This window comes from Arachidicoccus terrestris, from assembly GCF_020042345.1.
GTDB lineage: Bacteria > Bacteroidota > Bacteroidia > Chitinophagales > Chitinophagaceae > Arachidicoccus > Arachidicoccus terrestris.
Map to the genome: position 1 here is coordinate 2,442,042 of NZ_CP083387.1, position 23,129 is coordinate 2,465,170.

22 protein-coding genes are annotated in these 23,129 nt (G+C 44.6%); 10 read left to right on the forward strand and 12 right to left on the reverse strand.

Going from position 1 to position 23,129, the window contains the following annotated elements; genetic code table 11:
• Positions 1 to 134 precede the first annotated feature (134 nt).
• A complete protein-coding gene (locus tag K9M52_RS09605; protein ID WP_224071841.1) occupies positions 135 to 1,460 on the forward strand; it encodes a citrate (Si)-synthase, eukaryotic in 1,326 nt (441 codons plus the stop codon).
• Between the two features lie 124 nt (positions 1,461 to 1,584).
• On the opposite strand, the gene K9M52_RS09610 is transcribed toward K9M52_RS09605, so the two are convergent.
• From K9M52_RS09610 to K9M52_RS09620, 3 genes are read right to left on the reverse strand one after another with little or no spacing between them, the layout of a single operon-like run.
• Positions 1,585 to 2,340 carry a zinc ribbon domain-containing protein gene (locus K9M52_RS09610; RefSeq protein WP_224071842.1) on the reverse strand — a complete coding sequence of 252 codons (756 nt, stop codon included), beginning with the start codon at positions 2,338 to 2,340 and terminating at the stop codon, positions 1,585 to 1,587.
• A 14-nt stretch (positions 2,341 to 2,354) separates the two neighbouring features.
• Entirely contained in the window at positions 2,355 to 3,458 is a 1,104-nt protein-coding gene (locus K9M52_RS09615) for a Nif3-like dinuclear metal center hexameric protein (RefSeq protein ID WP_224071843.1), read from the reverse strand.
• Positions 3,459 to 3,476: 18 nt separating this feature from the next.
• Entirely contained in the window at positions 3,477 to 4,322 is an 846-nt protein-coding gene (locus tag K9M52_RS09620; protein WP_224071844.1) for a 1,4-dihydroxy-6-naphthoate synthase, read from the reverse strand.
• Positions 4,323 to 4,833: 511 nt separating this feature from the next.
• Here K9M52_RS09620 and K9M52_RS09625 point away from each other — a divergent pair.
• Together K9M52_RS09625 and K9M52_RS09630 are read left to right on the forward strand one after the other, a co-directional pair.
• Complete coding sequence (locus K9M52_RS09625; protein ID WP_224071845.1) at positions 4,834 to 5,379, forward strand: NADPH-dependent FMN reductase; 546 nt, start codon at positions 4,834 to 4,836, stop codon at positions 5,377 to 5,379.
• A 242-nt stretch (positions 5,380 to 5,621) separates the two neighbouring features.
• A complete protein-coding gene (locus K9M52_RS09630) occupies positions 5,622 to 7,469 on the forward strand; it encodes an amidophosphoribosyltransferase (RefSeq protein ID WP_224071846.1) in 1,848 nt (615 codons plus the stop codon).
• Between the two features lie 14 nt (positions 7,470 to 7,483).
• Here the strand turns inward: K9M52_RS09630 and ruvC are convergent, their stop codons facing one another.
• Positions 7,484 to 8,092 carry a crossover junction endodeoxyribonuclease RuvC gene (gene ruvC, locus K9M52_RS09635; RefSeq protein ID WP_224071847.1) on the reverse strand — a complete coding sequence of 203 codons (609 nt, stop codon included), beginning with the start codon at positions 8,090 to 8,092 and terminating at the stop codon, positions 7,484 to 7,486.
• Positions 8,093 to 8,357: 265 nt separating this feature from the next.
• On the opposite strand from ruvC, the gene K9M52_RS09640 reads away from it, so the two are divergent.
• The 5 genes from K9M52_RS09640 to K9M52_RS09660 all read left to right on the forward strand — a co-directional run bounded on the left by K9M52_RS09640 (position 8,358) and on the right by K9M52_RS09660 (position 13,224).
• Positions 8,358 to 9,371, forward strand: a complete 1,014-nt coding sequence (locus K9M52_RS09640) for a lysylphosphatidylglycerol synthase domain-containing protein (protein ID WP_224071848.1) — start codon at positions 8,358 to 8,360, stop codon at positions 9,369 to 9,371.
• A gap of 22 nt (positions 9,372 to 9,393) precedes the next feature.
• Positions 9,394 to 10,191: a DUF3108 domain-containing protein gene (locus tag K9M52_RS09645; RefSeq protein WP_224068214.1), complete on the forward strand. Its 798-nt coding sequence runs from the start codon at positions 9,394 to 9,396 to the stop codon at positions 10,189 to 10,191.
• Positions 10,192 to 10,913: 722 nt separating this feature from the next.
• A complete protein-coding gene (locus tag K9M52_RS09650) occupies positions 10,914 to 12,122 on the forward strand; it encodes an RNA-guided endonuclease TnpB family protein (RefSeq protein ID WP_224068215.1) in 1,209 nt (402 codons plus the stop codon).
• 110 nt (positions 12,123 to 12,232) lie between these two features.
• Positions 12,233 to 13,015, forward strand: a complete 783-nt coding sequence (locus K9M52_RS09655) for an Rpn family recombination-promoting nuclease/putative transposase (RefSeq protein ID WP_224068216.1) — start codon at positions 12,233 to 12,235, stop codon at positions 13,013 to 13,015.
• 14 nt (positions 13,016 to 13,029) lie between these two features.
• On the forward strand, positions 13,030 to 13,224 hold the full coding sequence (locus tag K9M52_RS09660; RefSeq protein WP_224068217.1) for a hypothetical protein: 195 nt from the start codon (positions 13,030 to 13,032) through the stop codon (positions 13,222 to 13,224).
• A gap of 168 nt (positions 13,225 to 13,392) precedes the next feature.
• Here K9M52_RS09660 and K9M52_RS09665 read toward each other — a convergent pair whose 3' ends face one another.
• From K9M52_RS09665 to K9M52_RS09675, 3 genes are all read right to left on the reverse strand, one after another.
• Positions 13,393 to 13,836 (reverse strand): thiol-disulfide oxidoreductase DCC family protein, encoded by a 444-nt coding sequence (locus K9M52_RS09665; RefSeq protein WP_224068218.1) that lies wholly within the window; start codon positions 13,834 to 13,836, stop codon positions 13,393 to 13,395.
• Positions 13,823 to 14,968: a BT_3928 family protein gene (locus tag K9M52_RS09670; RefSeq protein WP_224068219.1), complete on the reverse strand. Its 1,146-nt coding sequence runs from the start codon at positions 14,966 to 14,968 to the stop codon at positions 13,823 to 13,825. Before K9M52_RS09670 ends, K9M52_RS09665 begins: the two co-directional genes overlap by 14 nt.
• A gap of 94 nt (positions 14,969 to 15,062) precedes the next feature.
• Positions 15,063 to 15,626 carry a DUF1599 domain-containing protein gene (locus K9M52_RS09675; protein ID WP_224068220.1) on the reverse strand — a complete coding sequence of 188 codons (564 nt, stop codon included), beginning with the start codon at positions 15,624 to 15,626 and terminating at the stop codon, positions 15,063 to 15,065.
• Between the two features lie 37 nt (positions 15,627 to 15,663).
• Here K9M52_RS09675 and folP point away from each other — a divergent pair, with 37 nt between their 5' ends.
• Positions 15,664 to 16,500, forward strand: a complete 837-nt coding sequence (gene folP, locus K9M52_RS09680; RefSeq protein ID WP_224068221.1) for a dihydropteroate synthase — start codon at positions 15,664 to 15,666, stop codon at positions 16,498 to 16,500.
• A gap of 3 nt (positions 16,501 to 16,503) precedes the next feature.
• Here folP and K9M52_RS09685 read toward each other — a convergent pair whose 3' ends face one another.
• From K9M52_RS09685 to fbp, 5 genes are all read right to left on the reverse strand, one after another.
• Positions 16,504 to 17,460, reverse strand: coding sequence for an aldose 1-epimerase (locus K9M52_RS09685; RefSeq protein ID WP_224068222.1), 957 nt, complete (start codon positions 17,458 to 17,460; stop codon positions 16,504 to 16,506).
• Positions 17,461 to 17,472: 12 nt separating this feature from the next.
• Positions 17,473 to 17,868 (reverse strand): HIT family protein, encoded by a 396-nt coding sequence (locus tag K9M52_RS09690; protein WP_224068223.1) that lies wholly within the window; start codon positions 17,866 to 17,868, stop codon positions 17,473 to 17,475.
• Positions 17,869 to 17,949: 81 nt separating this feature from the next.
• Positions 17,950 to 19,641 (reverse strand): NAD+ synthase, encoded by a 1,692-nt coding sequence (locus K9M52_RS09695; RefSeq protein WP_224068224.1) that lies wholly within the window; start codon positions 19,639 to 19,641, stop codon positions 17,950 to 17,952.
• 118 nt (positions 19,642 to 19,759) lie between these two features.
• Positions 19,760 to 20,353 (reverse strand): GNAT family N-acetyltransferase, encoded by a 594-nt coding sequence (locus tag K9M52_RS09700; protein WP_224068225.1) that lies wholly within the window; start codon positions 20,351 to 20,353, stop codon positions 19,760 to 19,762.
• A gap of 28 nt (positions 20,354 to 20,381) precedes the next feature.
• Positions 20,382 to 21,389: a class 1 fructose-bisphosphatase gene (gene fbp, locus K9M52_RS09705; RefSeq protein WP_224068226.1), complete on the reverse strand. Its 1,008-nt coding sequence runs from the start codon at positions 21,387 to 21,389 to the stop codon at positions 20,382 to 20,384.
• A gap of 330 nt (positions 21,390 to 21,719) precedes the next feature.
• Here fbp and K9M52_RS09710 point away from each other — a divergent pair, with 330 nt between their 5' ends.
• Positions 21,720 to 22,901 carry an amidohydrolase family protein gene (locus K9M52_RS09710; protein ID WP_224068227.1) on the forward strand — a complete coding sequence of 394 codons (1,182 nt, stop codon included), beginning with the start codon at positions 21,720 to 21,722 and terminating at the stop codon, positions 22,899 to 22,901.
• Positions 22,902 to 23,129: the final 228 nt, after the last annotated feature.

Consider the following 23,129-nt stretch of genomic DNA (forward strand, 5'->3'; position numbering starts at 1 on the left):
CATTTAAATTGGTGGAGATTACCTTTAAAACGGGCTTCGGCATTAAAAAAGATATACATTTGCTAAATATGTAATATGTGCTTTATGGGTACGATTGCATAGAAAGCAGGGAATTTGATGGAAAAAATGACAAGATGATTGAGATTAAAAAGAAGTTTTACGCCAAAGCAGAAGTAGCTGCAGCAGAAATAAAAGACCTATTAAAGACGAACGGGCAAACACCTGTGGAAAATATAACGGTCGCTCAGTTATACCAGGGGATGAGGGGTATTACCAGTATCGTGAGTGAAGTGAGTTTACTGGATCCGTTAGAAGGCATCAAGTTCAGGGGTTATACCATTCCGGAATTGCGTGAAAAGCTTCCCAAAGCAGACCAGGGAAGCGAACCTCTGCCTGAAGGTTTGTTTTATCTGATGCTGATAGGGGAATTGCCTACGGATGAAGATGTGAGGGGAATTTCTAAGGAATTGGCCAGGCGCAGTGAAATTCCTGACCATGTATATAAAACGATTGACGCCTTGCCGATAAGTGCCCATCCGATGACCCAGTTTGTTACGGGTATCATGGCGTTGCAGACGGAGAGCAAGTTTGCCAAAGCCTATTCAGATGGAATTAATAAAAAAGAGTATTGGGATCCGATTTTTGAAGATGCTGTAGACCTGATTGCCCGTGTTCCTTATATTGCTGCTTACGTATATAACAGAAAATATAGAAACGGGGCTCCGCTTAACTGCGATAAGTCTTTAGACTGGGCAGCGAATTTTGCTCAAATGCTGGGATTTGATCACCCTGATTTTCTGAAGCTGATGCGCCTTTATCTGACGATCCACGCTGATCACGAAGGGGGTAATGTATCGGCCCATACCGTGCATTTGGTTGGATCGGCTTTAAGTGATCCTTATCTGAGTTTTGCCGCAGGCATGAATGGGCTGGCGGGACCATTACATGGGCTGGCCAATCAGGAGGTCGTTAAGTGGATCTTTGAAATGCAGGAGAAGCTGGGAACAGATCTGCCTACTAAAGAGCAGATTGTTCAGTACACGAAAGATACGCTGGCTGCCGGAAAGGTGGTTCCGGGATATGGCCATGGTGTATTACGCCGCACCGACCCCCGTTTTCTGGCGCAAATGGAATTCGGCAAGCAATATATGCCGGATGACAAAATGGTGCAGACGGTCTGGAATATATTTGAAGCCGTGCCCGATGTATTAGGTGCGACCGGCAAGATCAAAAACCCATGGCCTAATGTAGATGCGCACAGTGGTGCACTGCTGGTCCATTTTGGGATGAAAGAATATGAATTCTATACCGTACTGTTTGGCGTGTCCCGCGCACTCGGCGTAATGGCCAACATGTGCTGGTCCAGAGCCTTAGGGTTTCCTCTGGAAAGGCCAAAGTCCATCACCACGCGCGGCATTAAAGAATGGTTGGCCGCTGGTGCAGAACAAGGTGCTATTTAATGGATTTCTGCCGGACAGGATTGATTAATAAAAAAACGAAAGACCCGCCTCAATATTGGGACGGGTCTTTCGTTTTTTATAAGACAGCGTCAGATGGTCAATGCCGGACGCTGCTATGAGGTGATTAGTCGATCTGTATTGAGTCAGACAATTCTTCGTCGATTAAGATACGGCCACAGTTTTCGCAAACTAATACTTTTTTGCGTTGGCGAATTTCGCTTTGCTTTTGAGGAGGGATCGCATTGAAGCAACCGCCGCAAGCGTCTCTTTCAACCGGAACTACAGCCAGCCCATTGCGGAAATTTTTACGGATACGATCATATGAATATAACAACCTTTCCTCAATTTCTTCTCTTGCTTTGTCAATTTTAGCCTGATAGGCTTTTTCTTCTTTTTCTGTTTCGGCGATGATCTTACCTAGTTCGTCCTTTTTGGTTTTAAGGACAGCGTCTTTACCCTCGATTTTCTTTTTCACATCGTCAAGCGCCTCGATTTTCTGGGTCAATTCAATATTGGCATCACGTATATGCTTTTCTGCCAGCTTCCCTTCCAGTTGTTGCAGTTCGATCTCTTTATTAATCGCCTCGAACTCTCGGTTATTTTTTACGTTTTCGCTTTGCTTCTCGTATTTAATAGCCAGTGCTTCAGAGTCTTTAATGATCGCTTTTTTCTGCTCGATATATTCAGAGATGCCATTGATCTCTTCTTCAACTCTGTTTTTTCTATTGTTGAGGCCCGCCAGTTCATCCTCCAGGTCACTTACTTCCATAGGAAGTTCGCCTTTCAGAATCTGGATCTGGTCCAATTTGCTGTCCAGTTTTTGCAACTTAGCCAGCTCAACTAATTTTTCTTCAACAGAGAAGTCTTTAACGATAGCCATATTTCTTTCAGCTTTTAGATATAATACAAAACCGGATTCGTACAATATTCCGATTTTAAGATGGCAAAGGTAGGAAATTTTTGCGCCAAAATGTCAAATAATAATTCTATAGTAAACTGTTCGCTCTCAAAATGCCCGATATCTGCCAGAACCATCTGACTATCTGCATCAAAAAACTCATGATATTTAACATCTGCGGTAATGTATACCTCCGCGCCGGCTGTCATGGCTGTTTTGGTCAGAAAGCTGCCGGCCCCTCCACACAGCGCTATATTCCGGATCTTTTTAGGGCTATCGGGTAAAGCGGTGTGACGGATAACCTTGACGGCAAATATTTTTTTAATATTGTCAAATAGTTGTTGAATATCAATTGGTTGTGGAAGGTTGCCGATTATGCCGCTGCCGACTTCGCTGAATGTATTCGATAAAGGGTGTATATAATAGGCAACTTCTTCATAGGGATGTGCCTTTATAAGTGACTGTACAAGTGTCTGTTGCAAGTAGCTGGGAAAAACGAGTTCAATGCGTTCTTCCGCTACATTTTCTGCTGTTCCGACTGTACCTATAGCAGGATGGGCCCCTTGCTGGGGCTGGAAGGTTCCTGTGCCGGAGGTGCTGAATGCACAATTGTTGTAATGGCCAATACTGCCGCCGCCGGCTTCAAATAGAGCCTGCCGTACTTTTTCGGCATCTGCTGCCGGTACAAAGGTAACCAGGCTGCTCAGGAGCCCGGATTTCGGGGCCAGAATACGCTGGTTTTCCAGCCCGAGCAGATCTGCTATTTTTTTATTGACACCAGAGCGGACATTATCGAGGTTCGTATGAATGGCGTAAATCGCAATATCTGCCTTAATGGCTTTAATCAGCGTTCTTTGTATATAGTCTTTGCCGGTTAGGTGCCTGGTGGCTTTAAATAATATCGGATGATGAGCGACCACCAGATTACAACCTTTTTTAATCGCTTCTTCGATTGTGGCTTCTATACAATCCAGCGTTACCAGCACTCCTTTGCATTCCCATGCAGGGCTGCCTGTCAACAGACCGGCATTGTCATATGATTCCTGGAAAGCAGGTGGAGCTGCCTGTTCTAAAACTTTTATCAGTTCATGAATCAACATGGGATGCAATATATTTGATTAATATACTTTAGTCGCAAAGATCTCCAGGTCACCGATATTAGATTCGGGATGCAGCTCTTTGTATACTTTCATCAGATTTCTGACGGCGTCACGGCCCGTCTTACCCAGTTTAAAACTAAAGCTGTTGACATAAAGGCTAATGTGTTGCAGCATAACCTCTTCACTCATTTCCTGGGCATGTTCTTTCACATAGTCCGGTAATTCGTCTTTATACTTATTGACATAGGCGTATTCAATACTGTGACGGATCAGGCTATCCAGTTTCTTGAGCACAGGCAGTGGCAAAGTGCGTTTACCCACGATGCCGCCTAAGGGGATAGGAGAGCCGGTTTTCTGCTCCCAATAGTCGCCCAGATCTACCACTTTGTGTAATCCTTTTTCTTCATAAGTAAAGCGGTTTTCGTGGATAATGACTCCCAGGCCGTTGCCTTCCAAAACAAAAGGCTCTATTTCATTAAAGACCTTGAATACTTTGTTTTTTGCATTGGGATAAGCAAGAGAGAAAAGTAAGTGCGCAGTCGTGTTTTCACCCGGGATGGCGATGGCACTATTATTAATTTCCTCATCGGTGACATTGCCTTTGCTAATGAGCAGCGGGCCGCAGCCATTACCGATGGCGCCACCGCTTGACATTACATAATAGTCTTTGTTAATAAAGGGCAGTACGCCATAGCTGACTTTTGTCACATCCAGTTTTCCTTCCATTGCCCACTGGTTCAGGGTTTGAACATCTTCAAGGTGTACATCAAACTCAAAACCTTCCACATCAAATTTCTGGTTAATCAATGCCTCAAAAATAAAGGTATCATTAGGACAGGGGCTGAAGCCAAGCGTTAATTTCATCCGATTTTGTTTAATAACGTCGTTTAAAAAATTGTTTAATGATTAGATCGTTAGCATTTATGTCTGTTTCTATATCACTGTTAATCAAACATAGGGCTAAAGATAATTTTTTTTTAAAACTAACCTACGGGACTTACATAAAAATTTCCATTGCTAAAGAATGGTTGTAAGTCTCGGAGACGCAAAATTCCATCATTTTCCCATGAAATCAAGCTATTTTCAGAAAAGATTTCATAGCTAAAATCATTGTTGAATTTGTTTGGCCTGCGAAACGCCATCAGTCACATCAGGGAAAATCTCTTATTGTCACAATAATAAAAAGATAGCCACTTTCTGCCATTAAAGCCCGCCTTGCGCCAAGGCGGGCAGAACAGGATTAATATGTATGGTTGATCCGATAAACGCTGAACTATATGTAACTTTGCGCCTTAATCTTTATCTAAGGACTGGAAAATGAGACAAAAAGGCAAAGCGGTCCCGGTCTATTAGAACAACGTACAAAATAACATACATGAACATAGAAATTGTATCAGGAAGTGCCCGACAGGAAAGTATTACGCTTAGAGCCGCCAAATACCTGCAGGCACATTTAAGTGAAGTGGCTTCTCAACACAATTTTGGTTTGATTGATTTAAAAGAACATCCCCTGCCCTTTATTGATAAGGTTTATTTTACACCGGCTCATGCGCCTGAAAACATCCGGCCCCTGGCTGAAAGAATGTTTGCCGCGGATGCTTTTATTTTGGTGACACCGGAATATAATGGCACCATGGCGCCCTCACTGGTTAACTGGTTTGGACATTTTCCCAAACAGCTGCATAAGGCGTTCGGTTTGGTGACAGCCTCTAATGGCGCTTTAGGGGGTATCCGGGCTGCAATGGATCTGCAACATTTTTCCCTGGCCCTGTTTGGTGTTCCTTCAGCACAGATGCTGGTGATCGGAGAAGTGGATAAGAAATTTGACGCATCGGGCAACCTGACAGCGGAAGTTTTTCAGTCCAATATAGATAATTTTGTGGCGGAATTTCTCTGGCTGGCCGAAAAAATCCATGGATAACAAAGGTGGTCTGGGCAAAAGCGGTATAGACCGCTTTTCAATTGTTAACAAAGGTCAATTTCTTTTTATGGACGGGGTGCCTTTAGTGCTAATAAATAATTGCCATTCAGTCAGATGTATGATTGAAGCGGGCCAAAAAAACGGTAAAATATACTGAATTCTTCACCGCCTGTCAGGCAGATGGGCTGATTTCTTTTTTAAGATAAATACTTAGTGTAACTTTGCACTTTCTATTCTATCCAATGAGCGACGCAATAAAACATGAATGCGGATTGGCTTATATCCGTTTGAAAAAGCCACTTTCCTTCTATTTAGAAAAATACGGAACAGTTTCCTACGGCCTCAATAAGTTATACCTATTGATGGAAAAGCAGCACAACCGTGGCCAGGATGGCGCAGGTGTCGCTACTGTAAAACTGGATGTGGAAAACGGGTATGAGTTTTTACACCGCCTGCGCAGTAATGCCAGACAGCCGATTTCTGATATCTTTTCACAGATCGGTACCCAAATTGGTGATCTTGAGAAATACCTCCCCGAAATTCAGTCTCAGCCGGAAATCATGAAAGGCCACGTACCGATGCTGGGCGAGCTGCTATTGGGACATTTACGCTACGGTACCCAGGGTAGAAATGACGTCGAGTTCTGTCACCCCTTCATTAAACGGAGCCTGAACAAGGCGACCAATATGGCGATGGCCGGGAACTTCAATCTGGTTAATACGAAAGAGTTGTTTGAAATTATTGGTATGGAACCCGGTACTTTCCAGAAGCAGAGTGATCTGGCTGCTATGATGGAGATCGTCCACCATTTTCTGGTAAAAGAAGCAGCGGCTACCGGTAATAATATCAATGTCGCCAATATCCTGAGACAGGCCGCCAGTTTATTCGACGGCGGGTATACAGTCAGCGGCCTGATTGGTAATGGAAAGAGTTTTGTGTTACGTGACGAGCATGGCATTCGTCCGGCTTATTATTATGCGGATGATGAGGTTGTAGTGGCCGCCAGTGAAAGAGCCTCCATCAGAACAACATTCAATGTTGGTGAGAATGAGGTTAAAGAATTGATGCCCGGCACCGCTCTTATCGTAGATGAAAAAGGAAATCATCAAGTTGAGCAGATTCTTGAACCCAAAGAGCGAAGAGCCTGTAGCTTTGAAAGAATTTACTTTAGCCGTGGGGGTGATGAGAAGATATACCGGGAAAGAATTGCACTCGGTTATCACTTAAGCAAACGCATTTTGGATCTCATCGACGCTGATCTTAAGAATACCATATTCTCGTATATTCCCAATACGGCAGAAGTTGCCTTCTATGGCCTTGTAAAAGGAATGGAAGATTATTTGAATACAATCAAAGTTCAGCGTATTATGAGCTGGAACGGGGACTTTGATGAGCAGAAGCTGGAAGAGATGGTTAATCGTAAGATCCGACAGGAGAAGATTGCGATCAAGGACGTCAAAATGCGCACCTTTATTACAGCTGATGCCGGCCGTAATGAAATGGTGCAACACGTATACGATATTACATATGGCACAGTCAGAAGGAATGAAGATACGCTGGTGGTGATCGATGATTCCATTGTAAGAGGAACCACGCTGAAAGAAAGTATTGTCCGGATGCTGTCACGCCTGGAGCCTAAAAAGATTATCGTGGTATCCTCTGCCCCGCAGATCAGATATCCCGACTGTTACGGAATTGATATGAGCCGCATGGGCGATTTTGTGGCGTTCAGGGCGGCACTGGCGTTGCATAAAGACAGGGGCACCGAACAGGTGATCCAGGATGTCTTTAATAAATGCCTGGAATTACAGAAAAGGGATGAGATGCACACGGAAAATGCGGTACAGGGAATTTATGCAGACTTTACACCTGAGGAGATCTCTGATAAAATCGCTGAATTAATTACACCCGAAGATGTAACTGTACCGGTAGAGGTGATATACCAGACCATTGAAGATTTACATGACAGCTGCCCCACCAATACGGGTGACTGGTATTTTACCGGAAATTATCCTACACCAGGGGGTAACCGGGTGGTCAATAAGGCCTTTATTAATTATATGGAAGGTGTGAACTCCAGAGGATATTAATTTTTAGCAGTAAGTTATTTTTTCGAAGCAGGCCGGGTCTTTACGATCCGGTCTTCGTTTTTAGAAAGAAACTCTTCCCAGTTTTTCATAACTTTTTTTCTGCCTGGCAGAAACCTGCTTTGGTAGTGATGACAGAGTGCTACGGCAAGGGCATCGGAAGCATCAAAGTATTTTGGGCTCTGCTCGATGGTGAAAATCTGCTGCAGCATTTTCCACACCTGTTCTTTACTGGCGTTACCATTGCCGGTAACCGACTGCTTTACTTTTTTAGGAGAATATTCCGTTACGCCGATAGCGTGTTGCATGGCAGCTGCAATCGCCACCCCTTGTGCCCGGCCCAGCTTTAGCATACTCTGGACATTTTTGCCGTAAAATGGTGCTTCGATCGCAAAAGTAGCCGGTTTATGAATCCGGATCAGTTCCCCTACCGTCGTATGGATCTTTTCCAATCGCTGATAGATGTCCTTGTAAGAGGAAAGCAATAAAGTTCCCATTGCGACTAATTCCGGATTACCCGTCCCCGCTTTAATAATGGCCCATCCCATTTTGATCGAACCAGGATCAATGGCTAGAATGATCGGATGCGGATTCATGACGGTATTATTGTCGGTCTTGCTACTCATATGTTATAGGCCAATGCCCGGTTGAACTGCTTTACAACCTTTATTAACCGGGGCGTCAGCACATTGATTTTGAACAAAAATACTAAAGAATATGTTTGCTGTGGGAATAAGACCGCTAAATGACGGTTTTGACCGACAAAATGTTGTGTTGATATAGCGGCTGAACAGATTCAAATGCCATAAAGTCTACAAAATATATATAAAAACATAGATAATCAGCAAATTGTAAAATAAAACATGGAATTTTGCCATAAGATCAGCATACATGCGCAAACAAAACTGGAAAAAAATATTGAACTATGTGGTTGGCCCGATCCTATTTGTCGTGCTGGCTTATTCTATATATAATAAGATTCAAAAACAGCCCAACCTCCCAAAATCCTGGGATACCATTAAAGAAACCTTTAGTTCACATGCTTATCTGCTGATATTGATGTTTTTGCTGATGGTGCTGAACTGGAGCCTGGAGGCAAGAAAATGGCAGTTATTGATCCGCCCAGTGCAGAAAGTCAGTCTGATGACCGGTTTCAAGGCTGTATTATCCGGCCTTTCCTTCTCTTTATTTATCCCCAACGGCATGGGTGAATATTTAGGAAGAATGCTCTACATGCAGGAAGGGAATCGCTTAAAGTCAGTGGCCGTCAGCTTTATGGGAAGCCTGAGCCAGGTGATCGTTACGCTGGTGATTGGCGTCATTGGTCTGGAGTTCATGATGCATTATGTACCATCGGCCGGGCTGGAAAATACCGGCCTTACCCGTTTCTGGCTGAAGGCATTGGTCTACGCTGTGATTATCTTTATCGGATTCTTTCTCCTGTTATATTTTAAAATTTCTCTATTTGTTAACTGGTTTGAAAAAATCCCTTTTGTCTATAAACATCGGCTGTTAATTGACAGTCTAAAAGAATTTGACAGGAAGCTTTTACTACGTGTACTTTTACTGGCCTTTTGCCGGTATTCAGTTTTTATTGCTCAATACGTATTAATGTTTTACCTTTTTAACGTAATGATGCCTTTGAAAGAGGCCATCTGGTCGGTAAGTATCTTATTTTTACTGATAGCGATCGTACCCACGATTCCGATAGCCGAGTTGGGTGTGAGAGGAGAGATCAGTATTAAGGTCTTTGGGCTGTTTAGCAGTAATACACTGGGGATCGTGAGTGCGGCGGGCTTCATCTGGCTCATTAATTTAATCATTCCTGCTTTGGTAGGAAGTTTGTTTGTGTTAAGTTTGAGAATATTTAAGCGAACTGAGATCAAAGCGATGAAAACTGAATAAGGATACCAAAAACAAAGCAAGCATGAAAAAATTTTGGATAATAGGGTTAATTATAATGTGCTTTGCCTTTAAACCTGTGCAGCCGGGTGACAGCAGCATGTGTCATCTGAAAAACACTTCATTTAAGGCAGGGGAAGAGTTTACCTTGACAGTGTATTATTCTGTCGCAGGTATATATGTTAATGCCGGAAATGCGACCGTAAAGACCACGCTGACCCGTTTGAATAACCGCCCTGTCTATCATGTGGCCGCTGTTGGTAAATCCAATTCGTCCTATGACTGGATTTTTAAGGTTCGCGATAACTATGAGTCCTATATTGACACGGCTACAATGCAGCCGCTAAAATTTATCCGTAAAATAAGAGAAGGCAGCTATAAACGAAATGAGAATATTGTGTTTAATAAGCAGACCAATACCGCTGTTACCAATAAAGGCGTGTTTAAAGTGCCGGATTGCGTGCAGGATGTCGTCAGTGCTGTATTTACTGCCAGAAGTATCGATTTTTCCAAGTGCAAAGTGGGGGATAAAATCCCTTTTGAAATGTTTTTAAGCGATGAACTCTATCATCTCTATATCCGCTATCTGGGGAAAGAAAAGATCAAGACACGATATGGCACCTTTAATGCAATTAAATTCAAGCCTTTGCTCATCAAAGGAGAAATGTTTAAAGGCGGAGAAAAGATGACCGTATGGGTCAGCGATGACGCCAATCATATTCCGCTTCGGGTACAAAGCCCCATTGTTGTCGGCAGTGTAAAAGTTGATTTAACCGGATATAAAAATCTTCGTTATCCCTTAAGTTCACAAATTAAAGACTAAAGGGCTGCCGACAGGATGATGCTGTTACGTTAAATGCCCTTGATATATATTTTGTGCAAATCCGTTTCATAAGCCGTTACAGGCTTATGAAACGGATTTGCTCTTTCCCTGATTTATGCCAAAGGAGAAAAGGCTTATGGTCAGCAACGATAAATGATAGAATCTGAATGTGCTGCACTGAAATATTCAATATTTCGGGATGTTTTTATATGCCCGGAAAATACATGTCTAAAATATCCCATTTTTAAAAGTCCCAGATTAGAATCATCACATATATAAAATTTACGCATAACCCTGTGGTGACGGGCATTCTGGACGTTGAATCCAAATGTTTTAAATTGCCAAATTTTTCGACGAATATTTTACTCCTTTATTTTTGATATTTCCTGCTTTTTCACGCCTGTTATTTTGCTGTACTATCTGGCTTGATTACCTTTGCATCTGTATTGGCCGTGCCATATTCATTGCAGCAGCCCTCTACAGCATTCATTCGCTTTCAAGTGTCTACCCGTGTGGAATAGGTTAATTTTGCCCCGTCATCGGAAAAGCACTGATAGAGACGATGACGAACCTACTTCGTTGATTTGACCTGACTGTACATCTGCCGCTTTGCCATAAGCAGTAAGAACAGCCATCAATCCAAATATTATTGAAATCATGCCCTGGTCGTATAAGACCACATTAAAGGGGTACAGGCATTCTATTGTAAAAAAAATTAAATTGTGAAAAGCACGCACCTGAAAGCTTATAAATTTCGGATCTACCCCGAAGGGGAGCAGATTAATTTTCTGGCCCGGCAATTTGGCTGTTGTCGGTTCGTGTACAATTATGCCCTTGAACTGCGGCAAAAGACCTATGAAGAGACCGGCAAATCCCTGTCTTACTATGACACCACCAAAATGCTGCCTGTCCTTAAAAGCCGGCAGGAAACCGGGTGGCTGGGCGAGGTGATCGCCCAGCCACTGCAGATGGCCATGCAAAATGTAGAGGATAGCTATAAGCGTTTCTTTAAGGGACAGAACAGGTACCCCAGATTCAGGTGCAGGAGCGACCGTCAGTGCTTTAAGCTGCCACAGGGCTTCAGGGTGGAGGGTGACCTTCTCTGGCTCCCTAAACTGAAAACAGGGATCAGAATAAAAATAAGCAGGCAGATCAAAGGGAAAATATTATACCTGCATCTGTCCAGGACTACTACAGGCAACTATTATGTTTCCTTTACCTGTGAGGTCCCCAGGGAGATACTGGCCGGTACGGGTAAGGATACCGGTGTCGATGTAGGGGTCAAGGATGCCGCCATCCTGTCGGATGGCACCAGATATGAAAACATCAAACCGCTGAAGAAACTGGAGAAGAAACTAAAACACAGACAAAAGCAACTCTCCAAAAAGCAGAAAGGCAGCCAATCCAGGAAACGGCAACGCCGTATAGTAGCCCGGCTGCATGAAAGGATAAAGAACCTCAGGGAGGACCACCTGCATAAGATCACTACCGACATCGTCAAGAATCACGACACCGTCGCGGTAGAGGACATTGCGGTGAAAAACATGTTGAAAAACCACTGTCTGGCAAAATCCCTGTCAGACGCTTCACTGGGAAAGCTACTGACCCAGCTAGCGTACAAATGCGACTGGTATGGCCGGAAGTTCGTGAAAGTTGACCGGTTCTTCCCCTCTTCCAAAACCTGTCATGTCTGCGGGGAAAAGAAAGAAGACCTGACTCTGGCAGACAGGGCCTGGACCTGCAGCTGCTGCCATACCACGCATGACAGAGATGTCAATGCCGCCCGGAACATACTCAGGGAAGGTCTGAAAATATTGTCTGGCTGTGGTGCGCAGTCGGACACTAAACAAAAACAGGCGGAGGCGTCCCCACTGGGGGAGTCTGTGAAGCCTGAAGCAAAGGCTAAGCAAAAGGAGAAACCTGATGCATAGCTGAGTAGCAACAAGGGAATCAGATGGTGAAGTGCAACTATTAGATTGTTCTTTCTGAGGGAGGAGATATTGTTTGCCGGAATAAAGATTGTTAACTGAAAACTGATAAAATGAAAAAATACACGATAGACAGGACGTGTTCGGACCTTGCCAGACAGGCCTGTGAAACAAAGCCCGTACCAGCAGATAAAAGCGGTGTGAATGAGGGTAACGCAAGTATTCGGGAAGAAGAAGCGGGTGTTTTTGTAAACCCGCTCAGTGATGCGGGGTTCAAAATTCTTTTTGAAAAAAGTGGCGTTTCGGAAAATGCCACAGGGCTAAAGGAAGGGGAACTGTTACGTGATATGCTGAATGCATTTTTTGATGAACGGATAGCCCCAATTAATAAAGTGCGGTACAAGAACACGGAATTATTTGGAGAAACAATTAATCAGAGAAAAACAGTTTTTGATATATATTTTGTAGATGGAACAGAGCGTAACTTCGTGATTGAAATGCAGGATGAGAGAGACGAGTTTATGGTAAACAGGGCTCGTAATTATATATGCCGAGCCCATTCAAATGCACTGGAAAAGGGAAAGAAGTTCGAGCATCGTCAGGCACCCGTAATTGGCGTTGTAATTGCCAACTTTTACATGCATCAACAAAAAGAAATGCCCTGTATATCTGTTATTGAAAGCGCCGAATTGAAAGCCAGCCTGGTGGCTATCGAACTGACGAAGCTCGTAACGATTGAGTTGCCGAAGTTTAACAAGAGAATTGAGGACCTGAAAGATAAAAAGGATGTATATTTGTTCCTGTTAAAGAACATGGGGAAGCTTAAGGAAGTTCCCCCGCAATTTGATAACGACGATTACAGGCCATATTTGAGATTGCGAGAATTGCCAATTTAAACCCGAAAGATAAAATGATGTACGACAAAGAAAGAATATACGCGACCAAATGGCAGCATGTTGTTGAGACTGCCGTAAATGACAGTAAAAGAGCAATTGTTGAAAGCTTTTTGAAAGAAAACTGCTTGACAATAGCACAGATCGCTAAAGGCTGCGGATTGGAAATAGAAGAGGTAGAAGCAATAAATGATACCCTAAAAAATGCATAAGCAGGCAGTTAGAAGATGTATAAGCCAAGCTAAGTCGATGGCCGTGACGCAGATCATGAGCGTTCGGTCTCGCAGTGCAGCGGTAACCGTTAGAACCGGACGCTGGATGGCCCTGGCCGGGGGCTTCTCTCCATCAGATGACTTTTTTGTGATCCTTGCTCTGCCTGGCTAATCCATAAACCGGTCGCTGAGTTCCGGCGTCGGCACCATACAGTGATCTTTCTTGCCGTACCACCGGTAACGGTTTTTCGCGATAAAATTATACAGTTTGTCACGGACTGCGCGAGGGAGGATATAAAAAACAGTGGCTAATTTCCATGGAAAGCCCAATGCGCCCATAATTTCTAATACGGCTTTTGAACGGGTGAAGGCCTTACCGTTCAATATAAAGACAATTGAACCCCAATCGGGATCAGGTCCGGCGTTGCTACGTTGGCCAACCTCCGGATAGTTTTTTAATATTCGCTCTGCATATGCGGATTGCAGTGCTGCAAATTTAAATTTGCCTCCGGGATCATGGCGGATCACAAACTGAACGGAACGGTTGCAGAGATTACACACGCCGTCAAATAACAACAGGTGCTCGGGTATGTCCCTGCTATTTCCCGGCATGTGCTTTTATGAATTGGATGAAGTCATTAAGATCTGCCTCTGATTTCTTTTCAGCCACCAGGTCCCCTTCCATATAAAAATAGGTCGGATTCGCCCTGGCTGCCGTTTTTTCAACGACAGCGTCCAGTTGGAAAATGTGATCAGCTCCACTGATGAGGCTTTGGGCCTGGGTGGCCAACGGCGTGGCGATCATGACAGGCAGGCTTAACCGGTGCCCTTCCTGAATAACATTACCCAGGGCTGCTTTATGGTCCTCAAAATCATCAAAGAATCTAAACATGACCAGTATATATTTGCTGCCACCGCCCAATATGTCCTGGGTGGAATCTATACCATCTATAGATTTAAGGGAAAAATCTGTAATAGCCGGGATGGCGTTCCCTTTACGGATCAGCTTATCATAACGATCTACATATTCAAAGGTAGAGTCAAAGTTCTCCGGAAAATGGGCCGCATCAAATTCAACAACCTTTCCCTGATGTTTGTATCTGAAGGTAATGGCAAAACTGTCTGCTACTGCACCGGGAGGTACCTGCATCTGCTCGAGTAAATGATTCCCCTTTTTATAGGGCAGGCAGTCTACAAAAGGCAGATGCCTGAGTACATAGGACTGTACCGACAGGCCTAATATTAATGCCAGGCCCAATATCGCCACACAGGCTTTAATGCTGATGGCCGGTTGTATTTTGTGGCGGTAGATAAATATATAAAGCACCAGAATGAGCAGGACCATATCTTTCAGAAAAGACTGCACCGGCGTTAAAGGCAGACAGTCACCGAAACAGCCACAACTCTGAAATTTTCCGCTTAGCGCCGCATAGCCGGTCAAAAAACCAAAAAAGACGGTCAGTAGTAAAATCAGCCAGCTGAAGAGCCGCATCCTGTAACCTACGAGCATCGCCACGCCGAGAAGGATCTCAAACGTATTCATGGCAATAGAAAGGCTAAAGGTGCTCCAGTTGAGTGCATTCCACCCCCAGGCTTCAAAAAATTCCTGCATTTTATAGCTGAGCCCCAACGGATCATTGGCTTTAATCAACCCGGAAAAAATAAAGAGCACCCCGACGATTACACGTGTTACGGTAACGGCTGCCGGTACTGATGCTGTGTTTGTCCTTGAATGGTTATTCATTACACTTTTTTTGGGTGTGATTATTGGTATTCAGTATGCACAATTGCTTTCAGCCCGTTTAAAGGCCATTATAATATCTGGCCGGTACTTGACTTTATGCCGGCTGCGGTTTTTGCTTATTCTGTTGCTCGATAAGGATCAGTGCAAACGCGGCATAATTGAGTATATCCGTATAGTTAGCGTCCAGTCCTTCACTGATCAGTGTCCTGCCGTCATTTTCCAGGATCTGTTTCATGCGCAGAAGCTTCACCAGTATCAGGTCTACCAGGCTCTGCTGGCTCATTTCCCGCCAGGCCTCGCCATAATCATGATTTTTAGAGATCATGATTTCTTTTACGGCTTGTACTGTCTGATCATACAGGTCGGAGGCTTGTTCAACGGATAGTTCATCCACCGTTGCTTCCTTCATCTGTAGCTGAATCAGGCCGATGACCGCATAATTCAGGATGCCGATAAATTCAGAGGGAATGTCGTCCGCTACTTTCTGTTCTTTGATTTCCTGGAGATTGCGGATCCGCAAGGCTTTAATATAGATCTGGTCAATGACAGAGATGGTTCTGAGCACGCGCCAGGAAGTACCATAATCTTTGGTCTTCTTTATAAAGATATCTTTACATACTTTTACTGCCTGATCATATTGTTGCAAGGTAGCGGACATAGTTCACGTATTGGATTGTCACAAAAATAGAATAAATATGTTTACCCTGAACTGTAAAGGACGGCTTTTAACGCTTCAGAAGCCGGCCATTATGGGCATTATCAATGTTAATCAAGACTCTTTCTTTGCCGGCAGCCGGGAAGCAGATCCTTCGGCGGTTGCCGAGACGGCATCCCGGATGCTGGAAGCGGGAGCGGCCTATATCGATTTAGGAGGCCAGAGCACACATCCAAAAAGCCCAAGGATAGGTGCTGCAGCCGAGATGAACCGTGTCGTTCCCGCTATTAAAGCAATCCTGGAAAGACATCCCGATGCCGTGATCTCAGTAGACACATATTTCAGTGAAGTGGCCGGGGCTGCCGTGCAGGCGGGAGCGCTGATGGTCAATGATATAAGTGCCGGCAACCTGGATACCAATATGCTCTCCACGGTCGGTGAGCTGGAAGTGCCATACATTGCCATGCATATGCGGGGTAATCCCAATACCATGTCAACCCTGACAGATTATGAAGATGTCGTCTTAAGTGTCTTTGATTATTTTGTTACAAAAGCGGAAGCCTGTAAAGAAGCCGGTATTAAAGATATTATTCTTGACCCGGGATTTGGTTTTGCTAAAACACAGGTGCAGAATTATAATTTACTGTCCCGGCTCGATGCATTCAAAGTGCTCGAAAAGCCTATTCTTGTAGGGGTATCCAGAAAATCAATGATCTATAAATTTTTAGGTATTACTGCGGACGAAGCTTTAAATGCCAGCACAGTATTGCACACCTATGCATTAGAGCGAGGTGCGCATATACTCAGGGTGCATGACGTTGAAGCGGCCATAGAGGCCGTTCGCCTGCTGGCCATGCTGGATGAGTGCCGTTCTTAAATATCAGATCTGCGTGAGCCTGTACGTCGTACTAAAGGTCCGGCTTGCCCCCGCCTCCAATATAATTAACCCCGTCTTGTTATTCAGCGAATCGGGTATGGAAGACAGGTTTTCCACCGCAATGCTTTTCCTGGATGGCGGCGTATAGATCTGCAGATAAGGATAGGCTTCGTCGGGATAGACGCTCAAAGATAATCCGAGCTGCTCATCCTTGATCTCAAAGGCAGGCAGATCTCCGTCATAGGACGGCTGGTTGAGCGTAAAGCAATTGTCCAGCTCTGTATCTCCGAATACCTTAAATAGATTAAAGCTATTGTATAGACTTGTCTTCCCGTTGGGTAGCAATGCTTCGTCAAATTCAACCAATTCTTTGGAATCAAAGCGTATTGATGCGGTATTGATTGTGGCACCCAATTTAAAATAAGGGTGCCAGCCGTCATTGAGTGGCATATTGCCCGTACCTGTGTTGGTAACATGAGTTGTCACCTGCAGATCATTTTGGACCGAGAGCTTGTAAATAATTTCAATATCAAAATTAAAAGGAAAACCTTGGCTATTGTCCCTGTATTCATAGAGCAGGGACAATGTTGCCTTATTTTCATCTACATGGGTGGCAGATACTTTGAATGGAGCGTCGTAAAGCAGTCCGTGGATGGCACTGTCTCCCATATAAAATTTATCAATCTTATAATCTTTGCCTTCGAAGGAATATGCTCCCAGATGCAGCCGACAGACGAACGGACTCAGCTTCGCGCTGTGAAACCCATCGGTTATATTGGCTTTAGCATCGGTGACGTCTTCAAAACCATCAATGACGTTAATGGTTTCGCCCCCTTTCACAGGGATCGTAAATCTATTCAAAAGGGCCCCAAAGGTCAGGATCTCAGCTGTTGTACCGCTTGTATTGTCTTTCAATGTATAGCTTTGCTGATCCGCTCCGGGAATAATTTCAAATCTCATGTATGATAATGTTTATGATTTTAATGCACTGGTGATCGTCTGCTGTATTTCCTGCATTTCTGTTTCCGCCAGCTGCAGTTTACCTCTGGTAAAATTGGTGTCGTCCATTTCATTGATGGGCAGCAGGTGTAAATGGGCATGCGGCACTTCCAGTCCCACGACCGACAAGCCGCATCTTTTACAGTTCATCGTTTTTTCCAGGGCATGGGCAATGGGTTTGGCAAAAACCAGCATCCGGCTCAGATAAGTGTCATCCAGATCGAAGACTTTGTCGACCTCTACTTTGGGAATCACCAGCACATGGCCCTTCACCAGTGGTGCAATATCCAGAAAGGCATAAAAATAATCATCTTCGGCGATCTTATAAGAAGGGATCTCGCCTGCGATGATTTTTGAAAATATTGTCATAGTCTTTAATGTATTATGATGATGTAAATACAAGAGGAAAGATACAGAAAAATTGTTTCTTCTTATCTAACCTGCCGCACCTTAAAGTAGATACTCTCCAACGATGGGTATTCTTCTGCCTACGCCAAAGGCCTTGGGTGATACCCGGATGATCGGACAGAACTGGTTACGCTTATATTCATTGCGGTTGACCATCTTAAGGGTCCGGTCGACCAGGGCTTCGTCGGCGCCCGGTACGCCAAGGGCCTTGATTTCGGAAGGACCTTGCCGGCGCTCGATATATTGGTACAAAATCTGGTCCAGAACACTATAGTCGGGCAGAGAATCGCTGTCTTTTTGGTTCGGGCGCAGCTCTGCGCTCGGCGCTTTATCGATGATATGTTGCGGAATAATTTCTTTTTCCCGGTTGATATAGCGAGCCAACGCATACACCTGCAGCTTATAACAATCTCCCAGTACGCCCAGTCCACCGGCCATATCGCCATAAAGCGTACCATAGCCGGTTGCCAGCTCACTTTTATTGGAGGTGTTCAACAATATATAGCCCAGTTTATTGGCAATCGCCATTAAGAGATTGCCGCGGCTGCGGCTTTGAATATTTTCCTCAGCCACGCTAAACGGCAAATCGCCAAAAATGGGGCTTAATTCAGTTAAGAAAGCGTCGTAGATCTTATCGATGTGGATAATGTCATAAGGACTGTTAAGGTGCTGACTGAGCTGAACCGCGTCATCCACAGAATGGGAAGTGGAATAAGGGGAAGGCATCAGGATGGAGCGAACATTTTCAGGGCCGAGTGCAGCAGCGGCCAGCGCAATTGTAACTGCAGAGTCGATCCCGCCGGAGGAACCAATAATGGCTTTGGAGAAGCCCATCTTGGCAAAATAGTCCTGAATACCCATCACGAGCGCCTGATAGATCTGCCCGATGTTAAGTTCCGGTTCAAGTGTCAGGGGATTGATCTCATGCAAGGGAAGTCTGTCGGCTGTTTCCTGAACAGGGCCGGCAATGGAATTGTCCTGCTGGAGTGTTGTTCCGATTAAGGCTTCCTCAAATAAGGGCAGCTTCTTGACCATATTCCCTTTTTTGTCAAATACAAAAGAGCCTCCGTCAAAAACAATCTCTGTCTGAGAGCCAACTGCATTACAGTAGAAAACAGGAATCTGATACTTGAGCGCATTAGCCCGGATAATCGCCTGCCGGTCTTCATCATGGGTATAATCAAAAGGGGAGGCGGAAAGATTCACCATAAAATCCGGCTGCTGGGCCGTCAAGATATCCATAGGGCAGACCCTGTAGAGGGGGTTATCGCCGAGGTTCCAGATATCTTCGCAGATGGTAACAGCGATGCGCTGCCCTTTAAAATCCATGACTTCATGAAGGATCGCCTGTTCAAAGTAGCGATTTTCATCAAAGACATCATAGGTGGGCAGCAAAGTTTTGTGTTGAACCGCCTGGATCTTTTTATCGTACAACAGATAAGCAGCATTAAAAAGCCTTTTTCCGTTGGGGTCGGGATTTCTGGCGGGGGCGCCGACCAGAACACCGATGGTGTCCGCGTATGCCGCAATCTGGTCGATCGCCTGTTCTGAGCGCCGGATAAAATCCTCAAATTCCAGAAAATCTCTTGGCGGGTAACCGGTGATGGCTAACTCACTAAAAATGATGAGATCGCCGCCCTGTTTTTTGGCCTCCTGAATAGCGGCTATAATTTTCGCTGTATTGGCTTTAAAGTTCCCTATATGATAATTCTGCTGCGCTATAAATATCTGCATATATGCGTTTTTTGTGTTTCGCAGCGTGAAATTACAAACTAATCGCAAGAATTAACCGCCAATCTACGCTAATGGTGCCGGGATGGACCTAAAAGCGATGACTGTGCCGGCAGGGAGCCTACTGCTTAAACGCTAAAAAATCTTTTCGCAAAAGGGCCCATTCCCGTTTTAAGATACTGTAACAGGCCGTATTCCTTCTAAACCCATCATACATCAATGTATGGCATCTTAAGAGCCCCTCAAATTGCCCTCCGATTTTTTCTATAGCGTCGCGTGAAGCCGTATTCCTTTCATCAGTTTTGAATTCAACACGGACCGCCCCCAGTGTCTTAAAGGCAAATTCCAGCATCAGGAACTTACAATTCCTGTTGAGGCCTGTTCTCTGAAACTGTTTACTGTACCAGGTACCTCCGATTTCAAGCCTGTCGTTGACGTTCGATATATTTAAAAAGCTCGTACTCCCTGCATAGCGGTTTTGGATCTTGTCAAATACGCAAAAGGTATATCTGTTATGCAGCTTGCGTTCCCCGATAGCTTTGTCAATGTATTTTTTCAAAAGCACTTCGGTATGGACCGGATTTGGAGAATATTGAAGGAGGTCTTCCTGCTGACTGGTAAAATAGATCAAATTACGGGTGTCTGCGGCCGTTATCGGCCTCAGCAATACCCTGTCGTTTTCAAGTATAATTTCTTTATTAAACTGGAATTCCATCCGTATCAAAAAATAAATGAATGGATGATTAATCTGCCGGTTGCCGGTTGCAGGCTTCAAACCGGTCAATCATCTGTTTGCTGCCAATAAAAATAGGGGTTCTTTCATGAAAATCAGTCGGCTCAATCTCCATGATCCTGCGTGTGCCGTCGGTCGCCGACCCGCCACAAAGCTCGGTCAAAAATGCCATGGGGTTACATTCATACATCAGCCGCAGTTTGCCCTGAGGTTTGTTCTTTCTGGAAGGATACAGGAACATGCCGCCTTTTAAAAAGATGCGGTGCATATCCGCTACCATGCAGCCCGCATTCTTATTGGCGAAACGGCCATCCTGCCCGTCTATGGATTCATTACAATAGTTGAGAAAATTCCGGACTTTGTCGTCCACTCCATGATAGTATTTATAGTCGAAATGATAGGTCTTGCCGTCAACAGGCATCTGCATATGGGGATTACTCAGGTAAAACTCCCCTACGCTATTGTCCAGGGTAAAACCATTGACACTGTGTCTGCGTGTGCCATAGACAAACATAGTAGACGAGCCGTAGAGCACATATCCTGCTGCAAACTGATTCTCTCCTTTTTGCAGAAAATCCTCTTTGGTACAGGGCTCGCCCAATTTAGACACCCGGCGGTAAATACTGAAAATAGTGCCGATTGGGGCATTGACATCTGTATTAGAAGAGCCGTCCAGTGGATCCATCAATACAACATACTTGGACTGATTATTTTTGGGATCATCAAAAATAATCATTTCTTCATTTTCTTCGGAGACGATACCGGCACAATGAATACCATGACGCAGTACATTGATAAAGGTATTATTGGCCAGTGAGTCCAGTTTTTGAACGGTTTCTCCCTGTACGTTAACTGCCCCGCCATCTTCTCCCAGGATATCGGCAATCGCGGCCTTGTTGACCTGTACATTGACCATTTTAGCAGCCAGGCCAATGCCTCTGAGCAGGCCAGAGAGTTCGCCGGTTGCCTGAGGATATAAGCGTAATTGCTGGATCGTGAATTCGTCGAGTGTGATCATGGCGGAGAAGATTAATGATTATAATTAATGAATATTGAATAACTGAATTTGGGGAGCAAAGCTAAAATTATGTTAGCACACTAAAAAAGAAATCTATGAAACATTTGCATAAATTCTATGAAAGCAACTGAAAGGTAATTATTTAGGTATGCGGGGGCCGCGAAGGGCAGTTGTCATAAAATTAAAGCAATTGTGAATATTTATAAACTGTTAACAGAGTGCCGTCGGCTGGCGTGGCTGCACAACTCTTCCGTATCATAATATTATACGCTTCTGCTGTACTGCTAGAGTTTGCTATATTTGTTTCAGTTTGACAGACAATTCATATTCATGCAAGAACGAAAGCTGAAAGCAGATTTTATATTTGATGGCCAACGGTTGTTGAAAGACACCGTTTTGGTACTAAAGGCAGATGGAACAGTTTTGGACCTGGTGGGTGCCAATACGCTGGACGACACGCTGGTAGAATCACTGGACGGAATCCTGTCACCGGGGTTCGTCAACGCCCACTGCCACCTGGAACTCAGCCACCTAAAATCTGCTATCGAGACAGGTACCGGGCTTCCGGGTTTTGTCAGTCAGGTGATGCGTCTTCGACATTTTGACAAGGTAGAGATTCTCGCGGCGATTGCAGAAGCCGAGACGGAAATGTGGCAGTCCGGTATTCAGGCCGTCGGGGATATCTGTAATACCACCGATACTTTGGCGCAAAAGCAAAACAGCCCCATTCATTACCGTAACTTTATTGAGTGTCTCGGATTTTTACCCGAACAGGCCGGGGCGCGTTTTGAATATGCCCGCCAAAAGGTCTGGGCGCCCATGTTTGCACAGAACCCGGCAACCACGCTGGTCCCTCATGCGCCCTATTCCGTCTCAGGTGCCTTATTGGGGAAGATCAATGAGGCACTAAAAGATATTCCCAAAGCGCATGACAGGATCGTCACCATGCATAATCAGGAATCTGCGCCTGAGAATGCTTTTTTTCAGCAGGGAACCGGTGCGTTTATTGATTTTTACAGGCAGCTGGGCAGCGATATATCCTTTTACAATCCGACAGGGAAAACCAGTCTGCAGTCAGTCTTACCTTATATCACTACGGCCCAGGTCGTATTATTGGTGCATAATACTTTTACTTCCAGGGTGGATGTGGAATTTGCCTGTGAGCAGGCGGCCCGTCTGGGGCAGTCTATCTTTTATGTGCTTTGCCCCGGTGCTAATCTGTATATAGAAAAGAGACTGCCGGATATAACCATGCTTTTGGAAACAGGGGTGCCAATCGCTCTCGGTACAGATAGCCTTGCCAGTAATCACCAGTTAAGTATTGCCAGGGAAATGGGGTATCTTTTAAATGCTTATCCTCATCTGGGTAAGGAACAGTTATTAAGCTGGGCTACCTATAATGGCGCGCGGGCACTGGGTTTTGAAGATAAGCTGGGCCTTTTAGCGACCGGCAAAAAGCCAGGCATCCTGTTGCTGAGTGAAGGGCTGGATACTGTTCGGCGAATTGCCTGACCCCTTCCTTTCCTTATCAGGCTATTGAGGAGTATATTGATGTCAGCGTTAGTGATGGACCGATAACGTTTTGCATTTGTCTTTTGATGCACTAGCTGATTTACATTCTATTCTGAACTCTTTGTATAATTGCGCAACATATGCGGAGAATACCTATGCTAATCTCCGCATATGTTGCGGAGATTAGTATTCAAATGCGGAGATTAATGTGTCTTTTTGCCGTATAAT